The organism is Dactylosporangium sp. CA-092794 (genome assembly GCF_050948465.1).
Taxonomy (GTDB): domain Bacteria; phylum Actinomycetota; class Actinomycetes; order Mycobacteriales; family Micromonosporaceae; genus Dactylosporangium.
Map to the genome: position 1 here is coordinate 9,624,063 of NZ_CP192044.1, position 15,711 is coordinate 9,639,773.

The window sequence follows — 15,711 nt, forward strand, 5'->3', positions numbered from 1 at the left end:
GACCTATTGGTACCTTATGTCTCCGCGATCATGGCCAACCCGCGGTTCGGGGACAGCAGCGTGCATGATCGTGGAGGGTTTCCGCCGGTCAAAACGGGACCTAGAGGGCGTCATGGACAAATACGAAATGTCGGATAAATCCGGATGCGGAGCATCTGGATTTATCCGGCTACAGGCGCGGGGACAGTGAGGTGGTGAAGGTCTTGCCGAAGTTGACGACAGCGGCGTCGAGTTCGGTGTAGGCGGCGTCGCTGATGGAGCCCTGGGCGCGGCGCGCGCTCAGGTTGCGCCGCAGCGACTCGATCCGAGGTGCCGCGTCCGTCGAGTCGGCGACCAGGTTGTTCACCTGGTTCCGGATGTCCATCACCACGTCGTCGCGGATCTCGCCGGCCTGTGAGCGGCGGTCCACGATGTCCAGCACCGCCCGGCCGGCGGCCAGCGGGGTCAGCGGGCTCGGCGACGCCGACGGAGCGGCCGACGAGTGGGGCGCGCCGGCGCTCGGGCGGGTCGGCGCGACGTGGCCCGGAGTGGTCGTCGCGCCGGCCGAGGCGGGCGGCGGGAGGACGATCGGCGGCGCGACGGAGACCACGATGCTGACCGACGTGGAGGGGGCGGCGGCGTCGCGGGCCGGGTCGTCGCGCAGCAGGAAGAGCGCCAGCACGGCGGCGGCCGCGCCCACCAACGGGATGACCAGCATGGCCCGGCGGCGGCTGAGCAGGGCGGCCGGGCCGGTGCCCGCGCCCAGGATCGAGGCCATCTCCGCGGCCGTCGGGCGGCGCAGCGGGTCGCGGGACAGGCAGCGCAGGCACGCGGCCGCGTGGGCGGCCGGCAGGCCCGGGACGAGCAGGACGGGACGGCGGCCCGTCTCCAGGGCGCGGTCCAGCTCCTCCCAGGTGGTCGCGGGATGCGGCGGCGCGCCGGTCAGCATCTCGAACAGCAGCACCCCGAGCGCGTAGACATCGGTCGCGCCGCTGGCGGGGGCGCCGACCAGGCGCTCGGGCGCGACGTACGGCGGGGTGCCGAACGTCATCGCCTCCTCGCGCTGGCCGATGTCGGCGGCGATGCCGAAGTCGAGCAGGCGTACCCCGTCGGTGGTGAGCATGACGTTCTCGGGCGTGACGTCGCGGTGCACGACGCCGCGGCGGTGGGCGGCGTGCAGCACGTCGGCGACCGTCGCGGCGACCGTGACCGCCTCCGGCCACGGCAGCGGGCCGCCGGCCAGGCGGGCGGCCAGGGACTCGCCCTCCAGCAGCTGCATGACCACGTAGGCGGCGACCCGGCCGCGCGGGGTCACCGTCTCGCCGTAGTCGTAGACGCCGATGGCGTGGGGGTGCTCGATGCGGGCCGCGGCGCGGGCCTCGCGGCGGATGCGGTCGCGCTGGCCGCCGTCGGACGCGATCGGGCCGTCGAGGACCTTGACCGCGACGGTGCGCTCCAGCGTGGTGTCCCAGGCCCGCCACACGACGGACATCCCGCCCGCGCCGACGGGCCGCTTGAGGAGGTAGCGGCGGGCGAGGAGGTCGCCCTCCCGCAGCTGTGCGCTCGGCATCCTACGTGGAGGCCCGCACAACGAGCTCGGTCGGCAGGATCGGGTTGTCGGCCCGCGGCTCGAGCAGCAGGGCGGCGGTCACCGCGCCGAGCTCCTCGACGGGCTGGCGGACGGTGGTCAGGGCGGGGCTGGTGAACGCGGCCAGCGGCGCGTCGTCGAAGCCGACCACGGCCACGTCCTCCGGCACCCGCCGGCCCGCCTTGCGCAGCGCCTGCAGGGCGCCGGCGGCCATCGCGTCGTTGGCCACGAAAAGCCCGTCGAGCCGCGGGGTGCGGTCGAGCAGCCAGGCCGCGGCGTGCAGGCCGGAGTTGGTGGTGAAGTCGCCGTAGGCGATCAGCGGCTGGCGGCCGGCGGCGGCCATGGCGGCGCGGTACCCCTCGAGCCGGTCGGCGGCGGCGGGCGAGGCGGGCGGGCCGGCGATGGTGGCGATGGTGCGGCGGCCGCGCAGGATCAGGTGCTCGACCGCCTGGCGGGCGCCGTCGGCGTTGTCGACGTCGGCGTAGGGGATGGACAGCGCCGGGCGGCCGGCGGCGCGCACCGGCACCAGGGAGGCGGCCAGCGACACCGCGACCGGGTGCTGCGGCGGCGGCCCGACGAGCAGCACGCCCCCGACGCCGCCGGCGGTCAGGAAGCTGGTGGTGCTGGCGACGGTACCCTGCGTGGCGGACATGGTCACCAGCGGCACGCCGCGGCGGCTGAGCTCCTCCTCGGCGCCGGCCAGCAGGCGGGCGCAGAAGCCGTCGCGGAAGAGCCGGGCGGTCGGCTCGAACACGACGGCGGCCACGGGCAGGCCGGCGGCGGCGTGGTCGGTGCGGCGGGGGGCGCGGTGGCGGACGTACCCGAGCCGGGCGATGGCGTCGTGGACCTGCACCCTGGCGGAGGTGCTGACCCGGACCCGGCCGGTGAGGACGCGGGAGACGGTGGCGGCGGAGACCCCGGCGGCGGCGGCGACCTCCGTGACGGTGGGCGGGACGGGTTCGGGGGTGTACTCGTCAGGCATCAGGTCTCCTGTGGGGAGCGATTCCTGCGGTCAGCGTCAGCCACGAGTTACCGCGATGTCAACTGTGGGTTTCGATCTCCCTTAAGGTCCCTGCAATTCCCCCTAAAGCGAGGTGTGTCGAGCGTCGCTGGGGCTACCGCAAGCCGGACCGAATAGGGAATAGTCGTCGTTTGTGTCGGGGATCGAGGTGGGCCGCCGGGTGCTCGACCATTACCTCCTGGTCCGGCCGATCGCCCGGGGCGGGATGTCGCTGGTCTATGAGGCGTTCGACCTCGAGCAGATCCGCGCGGCCGCGGTGAAGGTCCTCGCGCCCGCGTTCGCCAGCAACACCCGCGCCTGTCACGCGGCGCGGCGCGAGCCTCACCTCATGGAGCGGATGCGGCACCCGACCGTCCCCAAGGTTTTTGGGTACGGCGACGTCGAGGCCGACGGCGTGATCGTCCCCGCGGTCGCGATGGAGCTGCTCAACGGCGTGCCGCTGGCCACCCGCCTGGCCGAGGGCCGGCTGCCCTGGCCACAGGCGGTGGAGATCGCGGCCTCCATCGCGGAGCTGCTGGCCGTCGCGCACCGCCGCGGCATCGCGCACCGCGACCTGACCGCGGACAACGTCATGCTGACCAACGCCGGGGTGAAGATCATCGACTTCGGGCTGGCGGTGCCGTTCGCGCACCCCGCGTCGCGGGTCGAGCACGCGCCGGCCTGGGACGTCTACGCGCTGGGTGTCCTGCTGTATCACATGCTCACCGGCCGCACGCCGCACGCGCCCGGCGCCCGGTTGCTGCACGCCGCGCCGACGCCGGTGGTGCTCTCCCCCGGCCTGCCACGCTCAGTAGCGGAGCTGTGCCGCCAGTGCATGGCCAAGCGGCCCGACGACCGGCCGGACAGCGCCGCCGTCGCGCTGTCGCTGTGGGCCGAGTTCGCAACCGACTGGCACCGGCGGCCGGAGTTCACTGAGAGCTACGGCACACCGTCCGGACACGCTCTGTAATCGCCGCGTTTGGCCTGCGTAAGCGCTTTGTCGGGCGCTTGGTCGGACTTGCGCCGCACATCCCCATCACCCGTTGTAATCGCCGCCGGGGCGCGACAAGCTTCTGGCACAAGGTGCAGGACGGTTGCCGGCAGGGAGCCGCCAGGCACCACCAACGGATAGCCGAGGGGAAGCTGTCATGTCAGGTTCGAAGGTCACCGGCGTGATCGTGACCGGCGGAGCCACCGCCGGATCACTGCCAGTCACCGGAAGCCCGGTCATCGCCATCGCCATCGCCGGGGTCGCGCTCGTCGTCACCGGACTGCTGATGGTGCGGGCGTCCCGGTTCCACCGCAGCGCCGCCTGACCCATGGCGGCGATCCTTCTGGTCGGCTTCACGCTGATGACGCTGTGGCCGGCGTACAACCTGGCCCTGGTGGCGTTCTCGGCCGGTGACGCGGCCACGGCCGGGCGCCGCCGGCGGCGCGACGCCATCGCGCCGAACGGCAAAGAGCCGCTGACCTTCTGGATCGTCGTGCCCGCCCTCAACGAGGAGCGGGTCGTGGGCCGGACGGTCGCCGCCGCGCTGGCGCTGACCGGGCCGGAAGGCACGCGCACCAGGGTCCTGGTGGTCGATGACGGATCGGACGACGGCACCCCGCACGTGCTGGCCGCCATCGACCACCCGGGCCTCACCGTCCTGCGCCGCGACTTCCCCGACGCCCGCAAGGGCAAGGGCGAGGCGCTCAACGCGGCGTTCCGCACGATCCGGGATCTGTCCCTCGCCAATGGCGAGGACCCGGCCCGCATCGCGGTCGGCGTCATCGACGGCGACGGGCGGGGCAGCGCCAACATCCTGACCGAGGTGTCGCGGCTGATGCGCGACCCCGAGGTGGGCGCGGTGCAGACCCGGGTGCGCATCCACAACCGCGACCGGGTGCTCGGCGCGGTGCAGGACCTCGAGTTCGCCGCCATCGCCAACGCCAGCCAGCTGCTGCGCGACGCGGCGGGGACGGTCGGGCTGGGCGGCAACGGCCAGTTCGCCCGGCTGTCGTCGCTGATGCGGCTGGGCAACGCGCCCTGGTCGCACTGCCTGGTCGAGGACCTGGAGCTGGGCCTGCGCATGCACCTGGGCGGGGACCGCATCCGGTACACCTCCATCGCCAGCGTCAGGCAGCAGGGCCTGGTCGACGTCCGGCGGCTGGTGCGCCAGCGCACCCGCTGGGCGCAGGGGAACCTGCAGTGCATCGCCTACGTGCCGCGGCTCATCGCCTCCCGGCGGATCCGCAACCACGCGCTGCTGGAGATGCTGTACTACCTGCTCGCGCCGTGGATGAACGCCATCGGCACGGCCGCGGTCCTCGGGCTGTGGGTGTACGCGGGCTGGCGGCTCGTGCCCGGCCACGGCGAGCCGTTCCTGATCCACTCGTGGGGCGAGATGGCCGAGGTGGTGGCCTTCTGGGCGATCGGCATGAGCGTGCCGGGCCTGGTCTGGGCGGCCGTGCACCGCATCCAGCTGCGCGACGAGAAGCTGGCCCGGCTGCTGCCCGCGGCGCTGGCGTACTCCTTCTTCCTCATGCTCGGCCTGGTCGCGACCTGGCGGGCGATCGGCCGGCAGATCGGCCGCCGTCAGGCCTGGGCCAAGACGGAGCGGCTGGCCGAAGAGCCCGCCGCCGCATAAATCGGAACAAAACCTCCGCACGGACGCGGTACTGAACCAACCCTCAAGGTGGACCCAACCATGCTCCCTGAAGTCTTCCTCATCGCCGGTACCCGTCCGGAAGCCATCAAGCTCGCCCCCGTCGCCGCCGCCATGCGCGCCGCCGGGCGCCTCAAGCCCGTGCTGGTCGCCAGCGGGCAGCACCCGGCGATGGTGACCCAGGCGCTCGCCGCGTTCGACGCCGAGGCCGACGTGACCCTGCCGCTGCAGCGGGTCACCGGCAGCCAGCCCGAGCTGCTCACCGAGATGATCAAGCAGCTCGACGGGCTGCTGGAGCTCCGCCGCCCGGCCGCGGTGATCGTGCAGGGCGACACCACGACGACCCTGGCCGGCGCGATGGCCGCCTTCTGGCGCCGCATCCCGGTCGTGCACCTCGAGGCCGGCCTGCGCTCCGGCGACCTCGACTCGCCGTTCCCCGAGGAGGCCAACCGCAAGCTGGTCGGCCAGCTCGCCGCGCTGCACCTCGCCCCGACCGCGCTCGCCGCGACGAACCTGCTCGACGAGAGCGTCGCCCCGGCCAGCGTGCTCATCACCGGCAACACGGTGGTCGACGCGGCCCTGGAGATCGCCGCCAAGGAGCTGCCGTTCGACGACGCCCGGGTGGCCGCCGCGGTCGACGCCGCCGAGCACGGCGAGGCGCGCCTGGTGCTGGTCACCGCGCATCGCCGCGAGTCGTGGGGCGAGCCGCTGGATCGCATCCTGCGGGCCGTGCGCCGGCTGGTGGAGGCCTACCCCGACATCCGGGTCGTGCTCCCGGCCCACGCCAACCCCGCCGTGCGGGCGCAGGTGGAGCAGGGTCTGGCGGGGGTACCGCGGGTGACGATCACCGACCCCCTGCCGTACCCGGCCCTGGCCCGCCTGCTGTCGCACGCCTACCTGGCGCTGACCGACTCCGGCGGCATCCAGGAGGAGGCCCCGTCGTTCAAGGTGCCCGCGCTCGTGCTGCGCGAGGTCACCGAGCGGATCGAGTCGCTGCGGGCCGGCTGCGCCAAGCTGGTCGGCACCGACGAGGACCTTATCGTGTCGGAGGCCGGCCGGCTGCTCGACGACCCGATGCTGCGGCAGTCGATGACCGCCAGCGGCAACCCCTACGGCGACGGCCTCGCGTCGCAGCGCGCCGAGCAGGCCGTCGCGGCCCTGCTGGGCCTCGCGCCGATCCCCTCCCCGATGCCCACGTCCGCCTCGCTCGTCTGATTGGTAGCTCATGCGCAAGTTCTCCGCCCTGCTGGCGCTGGTCCTGACCGCGGTGCTCGGCGCCGCCGCGCCGGTCGCCGCCGCGACCACCGTCAAGGTGGCCACCGGCGCCGGCGCGCCCGGGTCCAGCCCGACCACCAAGACCCTCGTCCTCTACGACTCGACCGGCCCGTACGGCTGGCTCGGCGAGGACTACGCGATGATGACCACCAACCTGGTCTCGCACTTCGGCGCGTGGGCCGCCCACCCGGTCGGCACGTACACCGCCGGTGAGCTGGCCAAGTACAGCGCCGTGGTCTACGTCGGCTCCACCTACGACGAGCCGATCCCGACCGCCTTCCTCGACGACGTGCTGGCCACCAGCAAGCCCGTGGTGTGGATGTACGACAACATCTGGCAGCTGACCGCGCGCTCCGCGGACTTCGCCACGAAGTACGGGTACACCTGGAAAGGCTTCGACGTCTCCAGCGTCTCCGAGGTCGACTACCAGGGCACCGCGCTCACCCGCGACCCGGAGAACCTCGCCGGCATCATGGACTACGCCGTCTACGACAGCACCAAGGCGGTCAGCATCGGCGACGCGGTGCGCGCCGACGGCACGAAGTTCCCGTGGGGCATCAAGTCGGGCAACCTCACCTACATCGGGGAGATCCCGTTCGCCTACATCACCGCCAACGACCGGTACCTCGCCTTCTCCGACCTGCTCTACAGCGTGCTCGCCCCGCAGACCGTCGCGCGGCACCGGGCCCTGGTGCGCATCGAGGACGTCGGGCCGGACGCCGACCCGGCCGAGCTGCGCGCCGTGGCCGACTACCTGTCGAGCAAGAAGATCCCGTTCACCGTCGCCGTCTACAGCCGCTACCGCGACCCGAAGGGCGTGAACAACAATGGCAAGCCCGAGGACTACACGCTGCGCCAGCGGCCACTGGTGGTCAGCGCCCTGAAGTACATGCAGAGCAAGGGCGGCACGCTGCTCATGCACGGCTACACCCACCAGCTCGACTCGCTGAACAACCCCTACGACGCGGTCAGCGCGGACGACTTCGAGTTCTTCCTGGCCCACGTCGACGCCTCCGACGCGGTCGTCTACGACGGCCCGGTGCCGGGCGACTCCGCGGCGAACGTGACCGCCCGGATCACCGCGTCCCGCAACGACTGGAAGCAGGCCGGCCTGACCGCGCCGACGATCTTCGAGCCGCCGCACTACGCGGCCAGCGCGCTGGACTACAAGACGTTCAACTCGCTGTTCGGCGTGCGCTACGACCGGGGCCTGTACTTCCCCGGCGTGCTGTCCGGCGGCACGGTCGACAACAGCGTGACGCACATGGTCGGGCAGTTCTTCCCGTACACCGTGCGTGACGTCTACGGCTCGACGGTCATCCCGGAGAACATCGGCAACATCGAGCCGGAGCCGTTCAACCAGCACCCGGCGGTCCTGCCGGCCGACCTGATCTCCTACGCCAAGGCCAACCTGGCGGTCCGCGACGGCGTGGCGAGCTTCTTCTACCACCCGTACCTGGGCACCGACTACCTCAAGCAGGTGGTCGACGGCGTGCAGGGCCTGGGCTACACGTTCGTCTCCGCGGCGGCGATGACCGCCTCCTGACCCGGAAATTCTCGGATGCATCCGGTCACGCAGTGGCCGGATGCATCCGGTTCTTGGCACCGCGGGCCTGGCAGGGAGGGCCGCCAGGCCCGACCGGTCTCTGGCGGGAGCAACGGTCCGCAAGTGACGCGGCCCGAGCCAAAAGCTGGAAACTAGGTCACAGCTTGGCGTGTTTGCCGCACACCCGTGATGCGCCGTGTGTAATCCGGGCATGGCCGGCCCGCAGCCGCCCCGGCGCCGGCCGGCGCCGCCCGGGAACCGGCACCGCCGGCCGGCACGTCCCACCCGTCGGACGCTGCACACCGCGCGGCACGGCGCAGCGACCGGAAGTCTCCGCGATCATGCGCACCCGGCACCGACACCAAGGGTTTTTCATGATCACGGAGTGCTGATGTACCCCCGTGTACCACAAGTCTCCGGGATCATGGCAAACCCGGTGTGCGGTCACCGCGGGCATCATGATCACGGAGACATACGTCCGGCCCAGCCGCGCGGATCGCAGGTTGCGCCCGATGGGTGCGACATCCGCACCGGTCCGCCGCGCCGCCCCGGGGTCGGCGCCGAGGACCGCTTGTGCGCCACTGTCCGCCATCGACGCCCGGCCTGCGACGGCCGCCTGGGCGCCGGCCTCATACACCACACCGGCGGGCGCGGCCCGGAAACTACTGGCCGAGCAGCAGGTGTGGCAGCAGCCGCTCGACCGCGTCGAGGTCGTAGACCCGCCGGACCTCGGTGACGAGGCCAGCGGGGTCGACGGTGAGGAACTCGGCCAGCCGGAAGGTCTCCTCGCCCAGCGCGCAGTCGTAGACGATGGCGACCCGCCGGTCGATCACGGTCTGCGAGAAGACGGTGATCGAGTCCAGCGCGGCCGCGTAGTCGGTGAGGATCTCGATGAAGTCGCCGTCGGGGTCGAGGTTGGACTCGATCGCCGGCGCGGCGGCCAGCAGCCGGAACAGGTCGGTTGTGCGCCCGGTCGTCCAGGCCGCGACCCAGCGCCCGGCGACGTCCTCCACCGCGATGTCCATCGCGCCTATCCTCCCATCCGCCCGGTGCACCCGCCGCGAAGGGTCGGGGCTTATGGGAAAGGGCTTTCCTCGGTACCATCCGGGCATGCTTCGGATCGACGAGCACCTCACGGCGAAGGCCCTGCGGCCCGCCGTGGAGCGGACGTGGGAGCTTTCCGCCGGCAAGATCGCCGCGCTGGATCCGCGGGGCGGCGGCGCCTCGCCGGTGTTCACCGTCGACGGCCGCTACACCGCCCGCGGCTGGACCGAGTGGACCCAGGGGTTCCGGGTCGGCTCGGCGCTGCTGCAGTTCGACGCCACCGGCGAGCGCCGCTTCCTCGACCTCGGCGTCGCCCAGACCGCCCGGCTGATGCCCCCGCACGTCAGCCACGTCGGGGTGCACGACCACGGCTTCAACAACGTCAGCACCTACGGCACCCTGCTGCGGCTGGTCCGCGAGGGCCGCGCCGACGAGCGGGAGGCCCCGGCCGCCGAGCTCGCGCTGAAGGTGAGCGGCGCGGTGCAGGCGGCCCGCTGGCAGCCCACCGCCGACGGCACCGGTTACATCTACTCGTTCAACGGCCCGCAGTCGCTGTTCGTCGACACCATCCGCTCCTGCCGATCGCTGGCCGTCGCCCACCGCCTCGGGCACGCCCTGATGGGCGAGCACGACGAGCGCATCGACCTGCTCGACCGGCTGCGCCAGCACGCACACACCACCGCGCGGTACAACGTCTTCTACGGCACCGGCCGCGACGCCTACGACGTGCGCGGCCGCACCGCGCACGAGGCGCTGTTCAACGTCAACGACGGGCGTTTCCGGGCGCCTTCGACGCAGCAGGGGTATTCCCCGTTCTCCACCTGGACCCGGGGCCTGGCCTGGGCCATGCTGGGCTTCGCGGAGCTGCTGGAGTTCGCCGACGACGACGTCTGTGCCGAGGCGGCGCGGGCCACCTGCGACTTCTACCTCGACCACGCCGCCGCCGACGGCGTGCCCTACTGGGACACCGGCGCCCCCGGCCTGATCCACCTCGACCTCGACGCCCCCGCCGACCCGTTCAACGCGCACGAGCCGGTCGACTCGAGCGCCGCCGCCATCGCCGCCCAGGGCCTGCTGCGCCTCGGCCACCACCTCGGCGACGCCCGCTACCGCCAGGCCGGGCTGACCGTGGCGCGGACCCTGCTCGCCGAGCCCTATCTGTCCACCGACCCGGCCCACCAGGGTTTGCTGCTGCATTCGGTGTACCACCGCCCGAACGGCTGGGACCAGGTCCACGAGGGCCAACGCGTCCCCAACGGCGAGTCGAGCATGTGGGGCGACTACCACCTGCGCGAGCTGGCCCTCTATCTCACCCGCCTGGACGACGGCCCGTACTACACCTTTTTCTCCGGCCTTGTCCCGGTGGCCGCATCATGAGCGCCGCCCTGGTGACCGGCGCCTCCCGCGGCATCGGCCGGGGCATCGCCCTGGCCCTGGCCCGGTCCGGCTTCGACATCGTGGTCAACTACGCGAGCAACGCGGAGGCCGCGGCCTCGGTCGCCGCCTCGGTCCGAGAGATAGGGACAAAAGCCGCGATGGTACGGGCCGATGTCGCCCGCTCCGAAGACCGCACCCGACTCGTCGAGGAGGCGTACGACGCGTTCGGCGACATCGAACTGCTCGTCAACAACGCCGGCGTGGCCCCGGCCGTGCGCGCCGACATCCTGGAGGCCGGCGAGGAGTCCTTCGACCGCCTGATCGCCATCAACCTGAAGGGCCCGTACTTCCTGACCCAGCTGGTCGCCAACCGCATGATCGCGGCCGGTACCCGGGGCCGCATCGTGACCATCTCGTCGATGAGCGCCTACACGGCCAGCGTGAACCGCGGCGACTACTGCATCACCAAGGCCGGCCTGTCGATGCTGACCAAGCTCTACGCGGCCCGCCTGGCCGAGCACGGCATCACGGTCTTCGAGGTCCGCCCGGGCATCATCGCCACGGACATGACCGACGGGGTGAAGGAGAAGTACGACCGCCTCATCCACGACGACGGCATCACCCCGATCCGCCGCTGGGGCACCCCGGACGACGTCGGCCGCGCGGTGGTCGCCATCGCCACCGACCTGCTGCCCTTCTCCACCGCCCAGGTCATCGATGTCGACGGCGGCTTCCATCTCCACACCCTGTGACCCAGGGTCCCGGCAAAGTCGCTAGATGATGTCGAGCAGCGTCCTTGGTCGGTTCGGGTCGTGCGCATTGTGCCGTGTCAGGCGCGGTTCGTGGTAGTCAGGGCGCCGTGTATGAACAGGTCGACGAGTTGCTCGGCCGACAGTTGCGACGGTTGCGGGTGCGGGGTTCGTTTGCGGCCGGAGTACAGAGCGAGAAAGACGTTGGCCAGAGTTCCAGCTTGCAGTCGCAGGTGTTCCTGGTCTGGCTCCAACAGTTTGGTGACGGCTTGGCCGATGACGTCCATGCGGGCGGCGGCTCGGAAGTCCTCACGGCTAAAGGGTCGCGTGCGGGGTTCGCCGGCGGTGCCGCTGTCGGGCGTCGGTTGGCCCTGCGGGGTGCCGTAGGCGTCCAAGGGGGCAAGGAGGGTAGCGATGCGGCCGTGGTAGGTGTCGAGGGCGTGGATCGTTTCGACCAGGCGCGCGGCGAGTGGTTGGTCCAGGGGGATCGATTGCAGTTCCTGCACCACCTGGGTGGGGTCGAGGGCCGTCATCATATGTGCCTGTGCGGCGGCGATGAGGACGGCGTTCTTGTCGTTGAAGACGTGCAGGAGGGTGGCTTCGTCGATGCTTGCGGCGTGGGCGATCTGCGCATTGGTCACCGCATCCCACTCGGCGATAAGCGGTATGACCGCCTGCACGATGGCCTCACGGAGTTGTTCTGGGCTCATTCCCGACGCCCGGCTTTCGGAGTTCGTCATGCTCCAACGCTACGGAGGTCGGCCAATGTGTCGCGACAGAACGTCGACCGGGTAGGGCCCCAGTAAGGCCGTTAAGTGATGCCGAGCAGAGCCAGTGGTCGGTTGGCGTTGCGGGCGTGGTGGCGGTGGCTGCGGTGGTGAAGCGTCGCGGCTCATCGAGCCGGCGCCGGCGGCGCCGGATCTGCATGGCCTGCGCGGCGTGGGGGAACTCGATGCCGGGGGCCCCGGACAGAATCTTCAGGGTGTGGATCTCCCGGCGGCCGTGCCCGTCTGCGATGTCACGGTCAGAATCCAGGTGCGCGCCGTGCCGGGCGAAGTAGGTGACGTGGTCGCGCTGACAGTGCAACGAATCGGCGGTCACCACGCGCTGGTGCGGGGATCCCGGCGGCGAACCAGATCCCGATCGCTGCGGCGAGCCGATCGGGGTCGATGCCCGGCAGCACCGCCGTGTCGGTGGTGGGTTCGCGGCCCATTCCCCAATCGCGGTACAGGGTTTGTCCGCTTTGATAGCGCTGCTGACGGTGGCCGCAGCGCCATTCGAGGCGCTGGGCTCCGGATGGATCGCTTCTGCCGTCGGGTGTCTCGTCGCGATGGTCGGCTTGCTGCTCGGCTCGCGGCATCTCGAGACCAGCGAACGGTCGAACGATCCCCGCAGCAGAACCGCCTTCCGGTCTGCCCGGTAGCTGCGGACCGTACGGTACGGGCATGGCGTCCTTCATCCGCAATGTCGCGTTCGACTGTGCCGATCCGTATGCTCTGGCCGAGTTCTGGAGCGGCGTGGTCGGCCACCCCGTGCACCCGCAGTGCCGGCCCGGCGACGATGAGGTGGTCATCGAGCCGCCGGCCGGTCCGCGGCTGTTCTTCCAGGCCGTCCCGGAGCCGAAGGTCGTCAAGAACCGCGTCCACGTGTGCCTGCAGCCGGCCGCCGGCGGCCGGGACGCCGAGGTCGAGCGGCTGCTGGGCCTGGGTGCCACGCCGCTGGCCGACCACCGCACCGGCGACGGCGGCGGCTGGGTGGTGCTGCGGGATCCGGTCGGCAACGAGTTCTGCGTGACCCGCGGCGAGGCCGAGCGACAGCCCTGACCGCCGGTCCGGGCCGCGCATCGGTGGCGGAGGGCGGCCCGGGTCGCTATCTTCGCGGGGTCGGATCTCTCCGAACGACACCTGGCCTCGAGATGGGTACCTGACGGGATGACCGCGGCCGACAGCGAGGGCGACGGCGATTCGCTGCGCGTGCCGCCTTGGCTCGCCGCGCCTCCTCCGCCTTCGCCGCCTGCTCCGCCTCCGGTGCCTTCCGCGCCGGACGATCCCGATCCGGCCCCTCCGGACGAACCGCCCGCCGAGGACGTCGAGGACGTCGAGGACGTCGAGGACGTCGAGGCTCCGGACGACGACCCGGAGCCGGACGAGGAGCCCATCGACGAGCGGCCCTCGGGACCGCGCCGGGCGAGGCTGCTGCTGATCGCGGCGGCCCTGGTGGTGCTGGCGATGTTCGTGGTGGACGCGCGGCGCGACGGCGGGCGGATCGACGAGCGCATCGGCGCCGGCGCCGTCGGCGTGACCGCCCGGCCGACGACCCAGCCCGCGTCGCCGTCCCCCGCACAGCCCGCACCCTCGCCGAGCGCGGCCGCGCCGTCCGGCCCCTCCCCCACCCGGTCGGAGCACCGCTCGGTCCCGCCGCCATCCCGCTCGCCGACGCCGATCCGCTTCGGCCCGGTCACGTTCGAGGCCGAGGCGGACGGCAACACCCTCGGCGGCTCGGCGTTCGCCGCGCCGTACCCGGGCGCGTCGGGCGGCCGCATCGTGCGCAACATCGGCGACTGGGACACCCGCGAGGGCGACGGCTTCCTGCGCTTCGAGGACATCACCGTGCCGGTCACCGGCCGCTACACCCTGAAGCTCTTCCACGTGAACATCGACAACCAGCCCGCCCGCACGGTCACCATCGCGGTCTCCGGCGCCGACCCCCGCCCGTTCACCTTCGCCGGCAACTCCACCTGCTGCACCGCCTCGACGGTGCAGGTCGACCTGCGCGAGGGCCGCAACACCATCACCTTCGCCAACCCGGACGGCCACGCCCCGTCCATCGACCGCATCGTCCTGAGCCTGCCCTGACCCCCGGCCGGCCCCGTAGGCTGCCGCCGTGTTGCGAGCACTGGACCGGGTCGACTGGGCCGCGCTGAGCCACGCCTACGGGCCCGCCGACGACACGCCCGCGCTGCTGCGGCAGGCGGGCTCGGCGGACGGCGAGGTGGCCCGGGCGGCGGTCTCCGAGCTGTACGGGAGCATCTTCCACCAGGGCACCGTGTACCCGGCGACGGTGGCGGCGGTGCCGTTCCTGACGGAGCTGGCGCGGACGGCCCGGCACGACCGGGCCGGCCTGGTGTGGATGCTCGGCGGACTGGCCGATCCCAGGTATGCCTACGGTCCGGCATTCCCCGACGTGCGCGCGGCCGTCGCGGCACAGCTGCCGGCGCTGCTGGCGCTCCTGCCCGACGACGACCCGGCGGTCCGGGAGGCCGCGGCGTACGCGGCGGCCTGGGCCGGGACGCCGGCCGAGCCGCTCTGGCAGCGCTGGCGGGCCGAGACCGGCGAAGCGGTCCGGGCGTCGCTCGCGCTGGCGTTGGGCGCGGTCGATCCGGTCGCCGCCGAGCCCGAACTGGCCGGGTCGGTGCTGCACGCGGCGCCGGAGGTGCGAGTGGCCGCCGCCATCGCGCTGCTGCGGGTCGCGAAGCCCTGGCCGGACGGCGCGACGGCCGCGATCGCCGCGGCGATCGACGACGGCGCCGCGGTCTCGTACCACTGGGCGGGCAACGGCGGCGCGTGGTCCGAGGAACTGCTGGTGGCGCCGCCCGCGCCGGTCGCCGCGGAGCTGCTCGGCCGGCTGCTGCACGGCCGCGAACCGGGCACCCGCACGCACGGGCTGTGGGCGGCCGCGGCCCGGTGCGACGCCCGGCGTTCGGCGCCGGCGCAGCTCGTCGAGCCGGTCGCGGCCTGCTGGCACGACCCGGACCCCGAGGTGCGGCGGCAGGCGGTCGACACGCTCAGGCGGGCCGGCCGGGCCGCCGGCCGGTTCGCGGACCTGCTGGCCGGCGTGGCCGCCGGGTTCCCGGAGGCGGCTGCGGGGCGGGCGATCACACCCGCGCACGCCGCGATCGGTGCGCTCGCCCGTCTCGGGGATCCTCGGTGGATCGATCCGGTGTGCGCGGCCGCGGCTGCCGGGCACCCGCCGGCACCGCGGATGCTGGCCGCCGCCCGCCGCGAGCCCGCCCTGCTGGAGGCGATCCGCCGGCGGCTGGCCGCCGAACCGGCACGGGCCGACGTGCTGGCCGAGCCGCTCGGTGCCTGGCGCGCCGCGGAGGCCGTACCGGAACTGCTCGCCGCCCTGCCGCACGCGGGCCCGCCGGTCGTCCGGGCCCTGCTGCGGATCGGCCACGACGACGTGGCGGCCGTACCGTACCTGCGCGAGCAGGCTGCGGCGGCCGGCGACCTCGCCGCGGCGCTGGCCGTGCACCGGATGACCGGCGACCCGCGACCGCTGCGCGACCTGCTGCACACCACCCTGTCCGGCACGAGGTGGCCGCCACGCGGCGAGTGGACCGCCCTTTCCGAACTGGGCGACGCGCTGCTCCCGCTGCTGCCCACGGCTCGCGAACGCATCACCGGCGCGGCGGCCCGAACTCACCCGGAGCGGGAGGCATTTCGGCCGGCGCCGCCGCCGAGTTCGTCGCCGACCTGGCCCCGGCCCACGGCGACCTGCTGAGC

The 15,711-nt window shown here is 72.7% G+C and carries 14 protein-coding genes; 10 read left to right on the forward strand and 4 right to left on the reverse strand.

What is annotated here, in order from left to right; translation table 11 throughout:
- Nucleotides 1-169: 169 nt before the first annotated feature.
- Nucleotides 170-1,549, reverse strand: coding sequence for a serine/threonine-protein kinase (locus tag ACQPXD_RS41155; protein WP_432827934.1), 1,380 nt, complete (start codon nt 1,547-1,549; stop codon nt 170-172).
- Between the two features lies 1 nt (nt 1,550).
- Complete coding sequence (locus ACQPXD_RS41160; protein ID WP_432827936.1) at nt 1,551-2,549, reverse strand: LacI family DNA-binding transcriptional regulator; 999 nt, start codon at nt 2,547-2,549, stop codon at nt 1,551-1,553.
- A 172-nt stretch (nt 2,550-2,721) separates the two neighbouring features.
- Here ACQPXD_RS41160 and ACQPXD_RS41165 point away from each other — a divergent pair, with 172 nt between their 5' ends.
- From ACQPXD_RS41165 to ACQPXD_RS41185, 5 genes are all read left to right on the forward strand, one after another.
- Nucleotides 2,722-3,537 (forward strand): serine/threonine-protein kinase, encoded by an 816-nt coding sequence (locus ACQPXD_RS41165; protein WP_432827938.1) that lies wholly within the window; start codon nt 2,722-2,724, stop codon nt 3,535-3,537.
- Between the two features lie 178 nt (nt 3,538-3,715).
- Nucleotides 3,716-3,883 carry an LPXTG cell wall anchor domain-containing protein gene (locus ACQPXD_RS41170; RefSeq protein WP_432827940.1) on the forward strand — a complete coding sequence of 56 codons (168 nt, stop codon included), beginning with the start codon at nt 3,716-3,718 and terminating at the stop codon, nt 3,881-3,883.
- A 3-nt stretch (nt 3,884-3,886) separates the two neighbouring features.
- On the forward strand, nt 3,887-5,197 hold the full coding sequence (locus ACQPXD_RS41175) for a glycosyltransferase (RefSeq protein ID WP_432827942.1): 1,311 nt from the start codon (nt 3,887-3,889) through the stop codon (nt 5,195-5,197).
- Between the two features lie 60 nt (nt 5,198-5,257).
- Nucleotides 5,258-6,430 (forward strand): non-hydrolyzing UDP-N-acetylglucosamine 2-epimerase, encoded by a 1,173-nt coding sequence (wecB, locus tag ACQPXD_RS41180; protein WP_432827944.1) that lies wholly within the window; start codon nt 5,258-5,260, stop codon nt 6,428-6,430.
- A 10-nt stretch (nt 6,431-6,440) separates the two neighbouring features.
- Nucleotides 6,441-8,036 carry a DUF2334 domain-containing protein gene (locus tag ACQPXD_RS41185; RefSeq protein ID WP_432827946.1) on the forward strand — a complete coding sequence of 532 codons (1,596 nt, stop codon included), beginning with the start codon at nt 6,441-6,443 and terminating at the stop codon, nt 8,034-8,036.
- Nucleotides 8,037-8,698: 662 nt separating this feature from the next.
- Here ACQPXD_RS41185 and ACQPXD_RS41190 read toward each other — a convergent pair.
- Nucleotides 8,699-9,061 carry a hypothetical protein gene (locus ACQPXD_RS41190; RefSeq protein ID WP_432827948.1) on the reverse strand — a complete coding sequence of 121 codons (363 nt, stop codon included), beginning with the start codon at nt 9,059-9,061 and terminating at the stop codon, nt 8,699-8,701.
- A gap of 85 nt (nt 9,062-9,146) precedes the next feature.
- On the opposite strand from ACQPXD_RS41190, the gene ACQPXD_RS41195 reads away from it, so the two are divergent.
- Both ACQPXD_RS41195 and ACQPXD_RS41200 read left to right on the forward strand, forming a co-directional pair.
- Nucleotides 9,147-10,457 (forward strand): hypothetical protein, encoded by a 1,311-nt coding sequence (locus tag ACQPXD_RS41195; protein WP_432827950.1) that lies wholly within the window; start codon nt 9,147-9,149, stop codon nt 10,455-10,457.
- A complete protein-coding gene (locus tag ACQPXD_RS41200) occupies nt 10,454-11,209 on the forward strand; it encodes a 3-ketoacyl-ACP reductase (RefSeq protein WP_432827952.1) in 756 nt (251 codons plus the stop codon). The genes ACQPXD_RS41195 and ACQPXD_RS41200 overlap by 4 nt, the downstream gene beginning before the upstream one ends.
- 77 nt (nt 11,210-11,286) lie before the next feature.
- Here ACQPXD_RS41200 and ACQPXD_RS41205 read toward each other — a convergent pair whose 3' ends face one another.
- The gene (locus ACQPXD_RS41205) at nt 11,287-11,946 is read right to left on the reverse strand and encodes a TetR/AcrR family transcriptional regulator (protein ID WP_432827954.1); all 660 of its coding nucleotides are present in this window, start codon (nt 11,944-11,946) and stop codon (nt 11,287-11,289) included.
- Nucleotides 11,947-12,651: 705 nt separating this feature from the next.
- Between ACQPXD_RS41205 and ACQPXD_RS41210 the strand changes: the two genes are divergently transcribed.
- The 3 genes from ACQPXD_RS41210 to ACQPXD_RS41220 all read left to right on the forward strand — a co-directional run bounded on the left by ACQPXD_RS41210 (nt 12,652) and on the right by ACQPXD_RS41220 (nt 15,709).
- Entirely contained in the window at nt 12,652-13,029 is a 378-nt protein-coding gene (locus ACQPXD_RS41210) for a VOC family protein (protein ID WP_432827956.1), read from the forward strand.
- A gap of 204 nt (nt 13,030-13,233) precedes the next feature.
- Nucleotides 13,234-14,061, forward strand: a complete 828-nt coding sequence (locus ACQPXD_RS41215) for a hypothetical protein (RefSeq protein ID WP_432827958.1) — start codon at nt 13,234-13,236, stop codon at nt 14,059-14,061.
- A 28-nt stretch (nt 14,062-14,089) separates the two neighbouring features.
- Nucleotides 14,090-15,709, forward strand: coding sequence for a hypothetical protein (locus ACQPXD_RS41220; protein ID WP_432827960.1), 1,620 nt, complete (start codon nt 14,090-14,092; stop codon nt 15,707-15,709).
- Nucleotides 15,710-15,711: the final 2 nt, after the last annotated feature.

Excerpts from the sequence above, each read along its gene's own strand:
- ACQPXD_RS41190 (WP_432827948.1), bottom strand. The coding sequence starts at position 9,061 with ATGGACATCGCGGTGGAGGACGTCGCCGGGCGCTGGGTCGCGGCCTGG.
- ACQPXD_RS41185 (WP_432827946.1), top strand. The coding sequence starts at position 6,441 with ATGCGCAAGTTCTCCGCCCTGCTGGCGCTGGTCCTGACCGCGGTGCTC.
- ACQPXD_RS41210 (WP_432827956.1), top strand. The coding sequence starts at position 12,652 with ATGGCGTCCTTCATCCGCAATGTCGCGTTCGACTGTGCCGATCCGTAT.
- ACQPXD_RS41175 (WP_432827942.1), top strand. The coding sequence starts at position 3,887 with ATGGCGGCGATCCTTCTGGTCGGCTTCACGCTGATGACGCTGTGGCCG.
- ACQPXD_RS41205 (WP_432827954.1), bottom strand. The coding sequence starts at position 11,946 with ATGACGAACTCCGAAAGCCGGGCGTCGGGAATGAGCCCAGAACAACTC.
- ACQPXD_RS41195 (WP_432827950.1), top strand. The coding sequence starts at position 9,147 with ATGCTTCGGATCGACGAGCACCTCACGGCGAAGGCCCTGCGGCCCGCC.
- wecB (WP_432827944.1), top strand. The coding sequence starts at position 5,258 with ATGCTCCCTGAAGTCTTCCTCATCGCCGGTACCCGTCCGGAAGCCATC.
- ACQPXD_RS41155 (WP_432827934.1), bottom strand. The coding sequence starts at position 1,549 with ATGCCGAGCGCACAGCTGCGGGAGGGCGACCTCCTCGCCCGCCGCTAC.
- ACQPXD_RS41170 (WP_432827940.1), top strand. The coding sequence starts at position 3,716 with ATGTCAGGTTCGAAGGTCACCGGCGTGATCGTGACCGGCGGAGCCACC.
- ACQPXD_RS41160 (WP_432827936.1), bottom strand. The coding sequence starts at position 2,549 with ATGCCTGACGAGTACACCCCCGAACCCGTCCCGCCCACCGTCACGGAG.
- ACQPXD_RS41200 (WP_432827952.1), top strand. The coding sequence starts at position 10,454 with ATGAGCGCCGCCCTGGTGACCGGCGCCTCCCGCGGCATCGGCCGGGGC.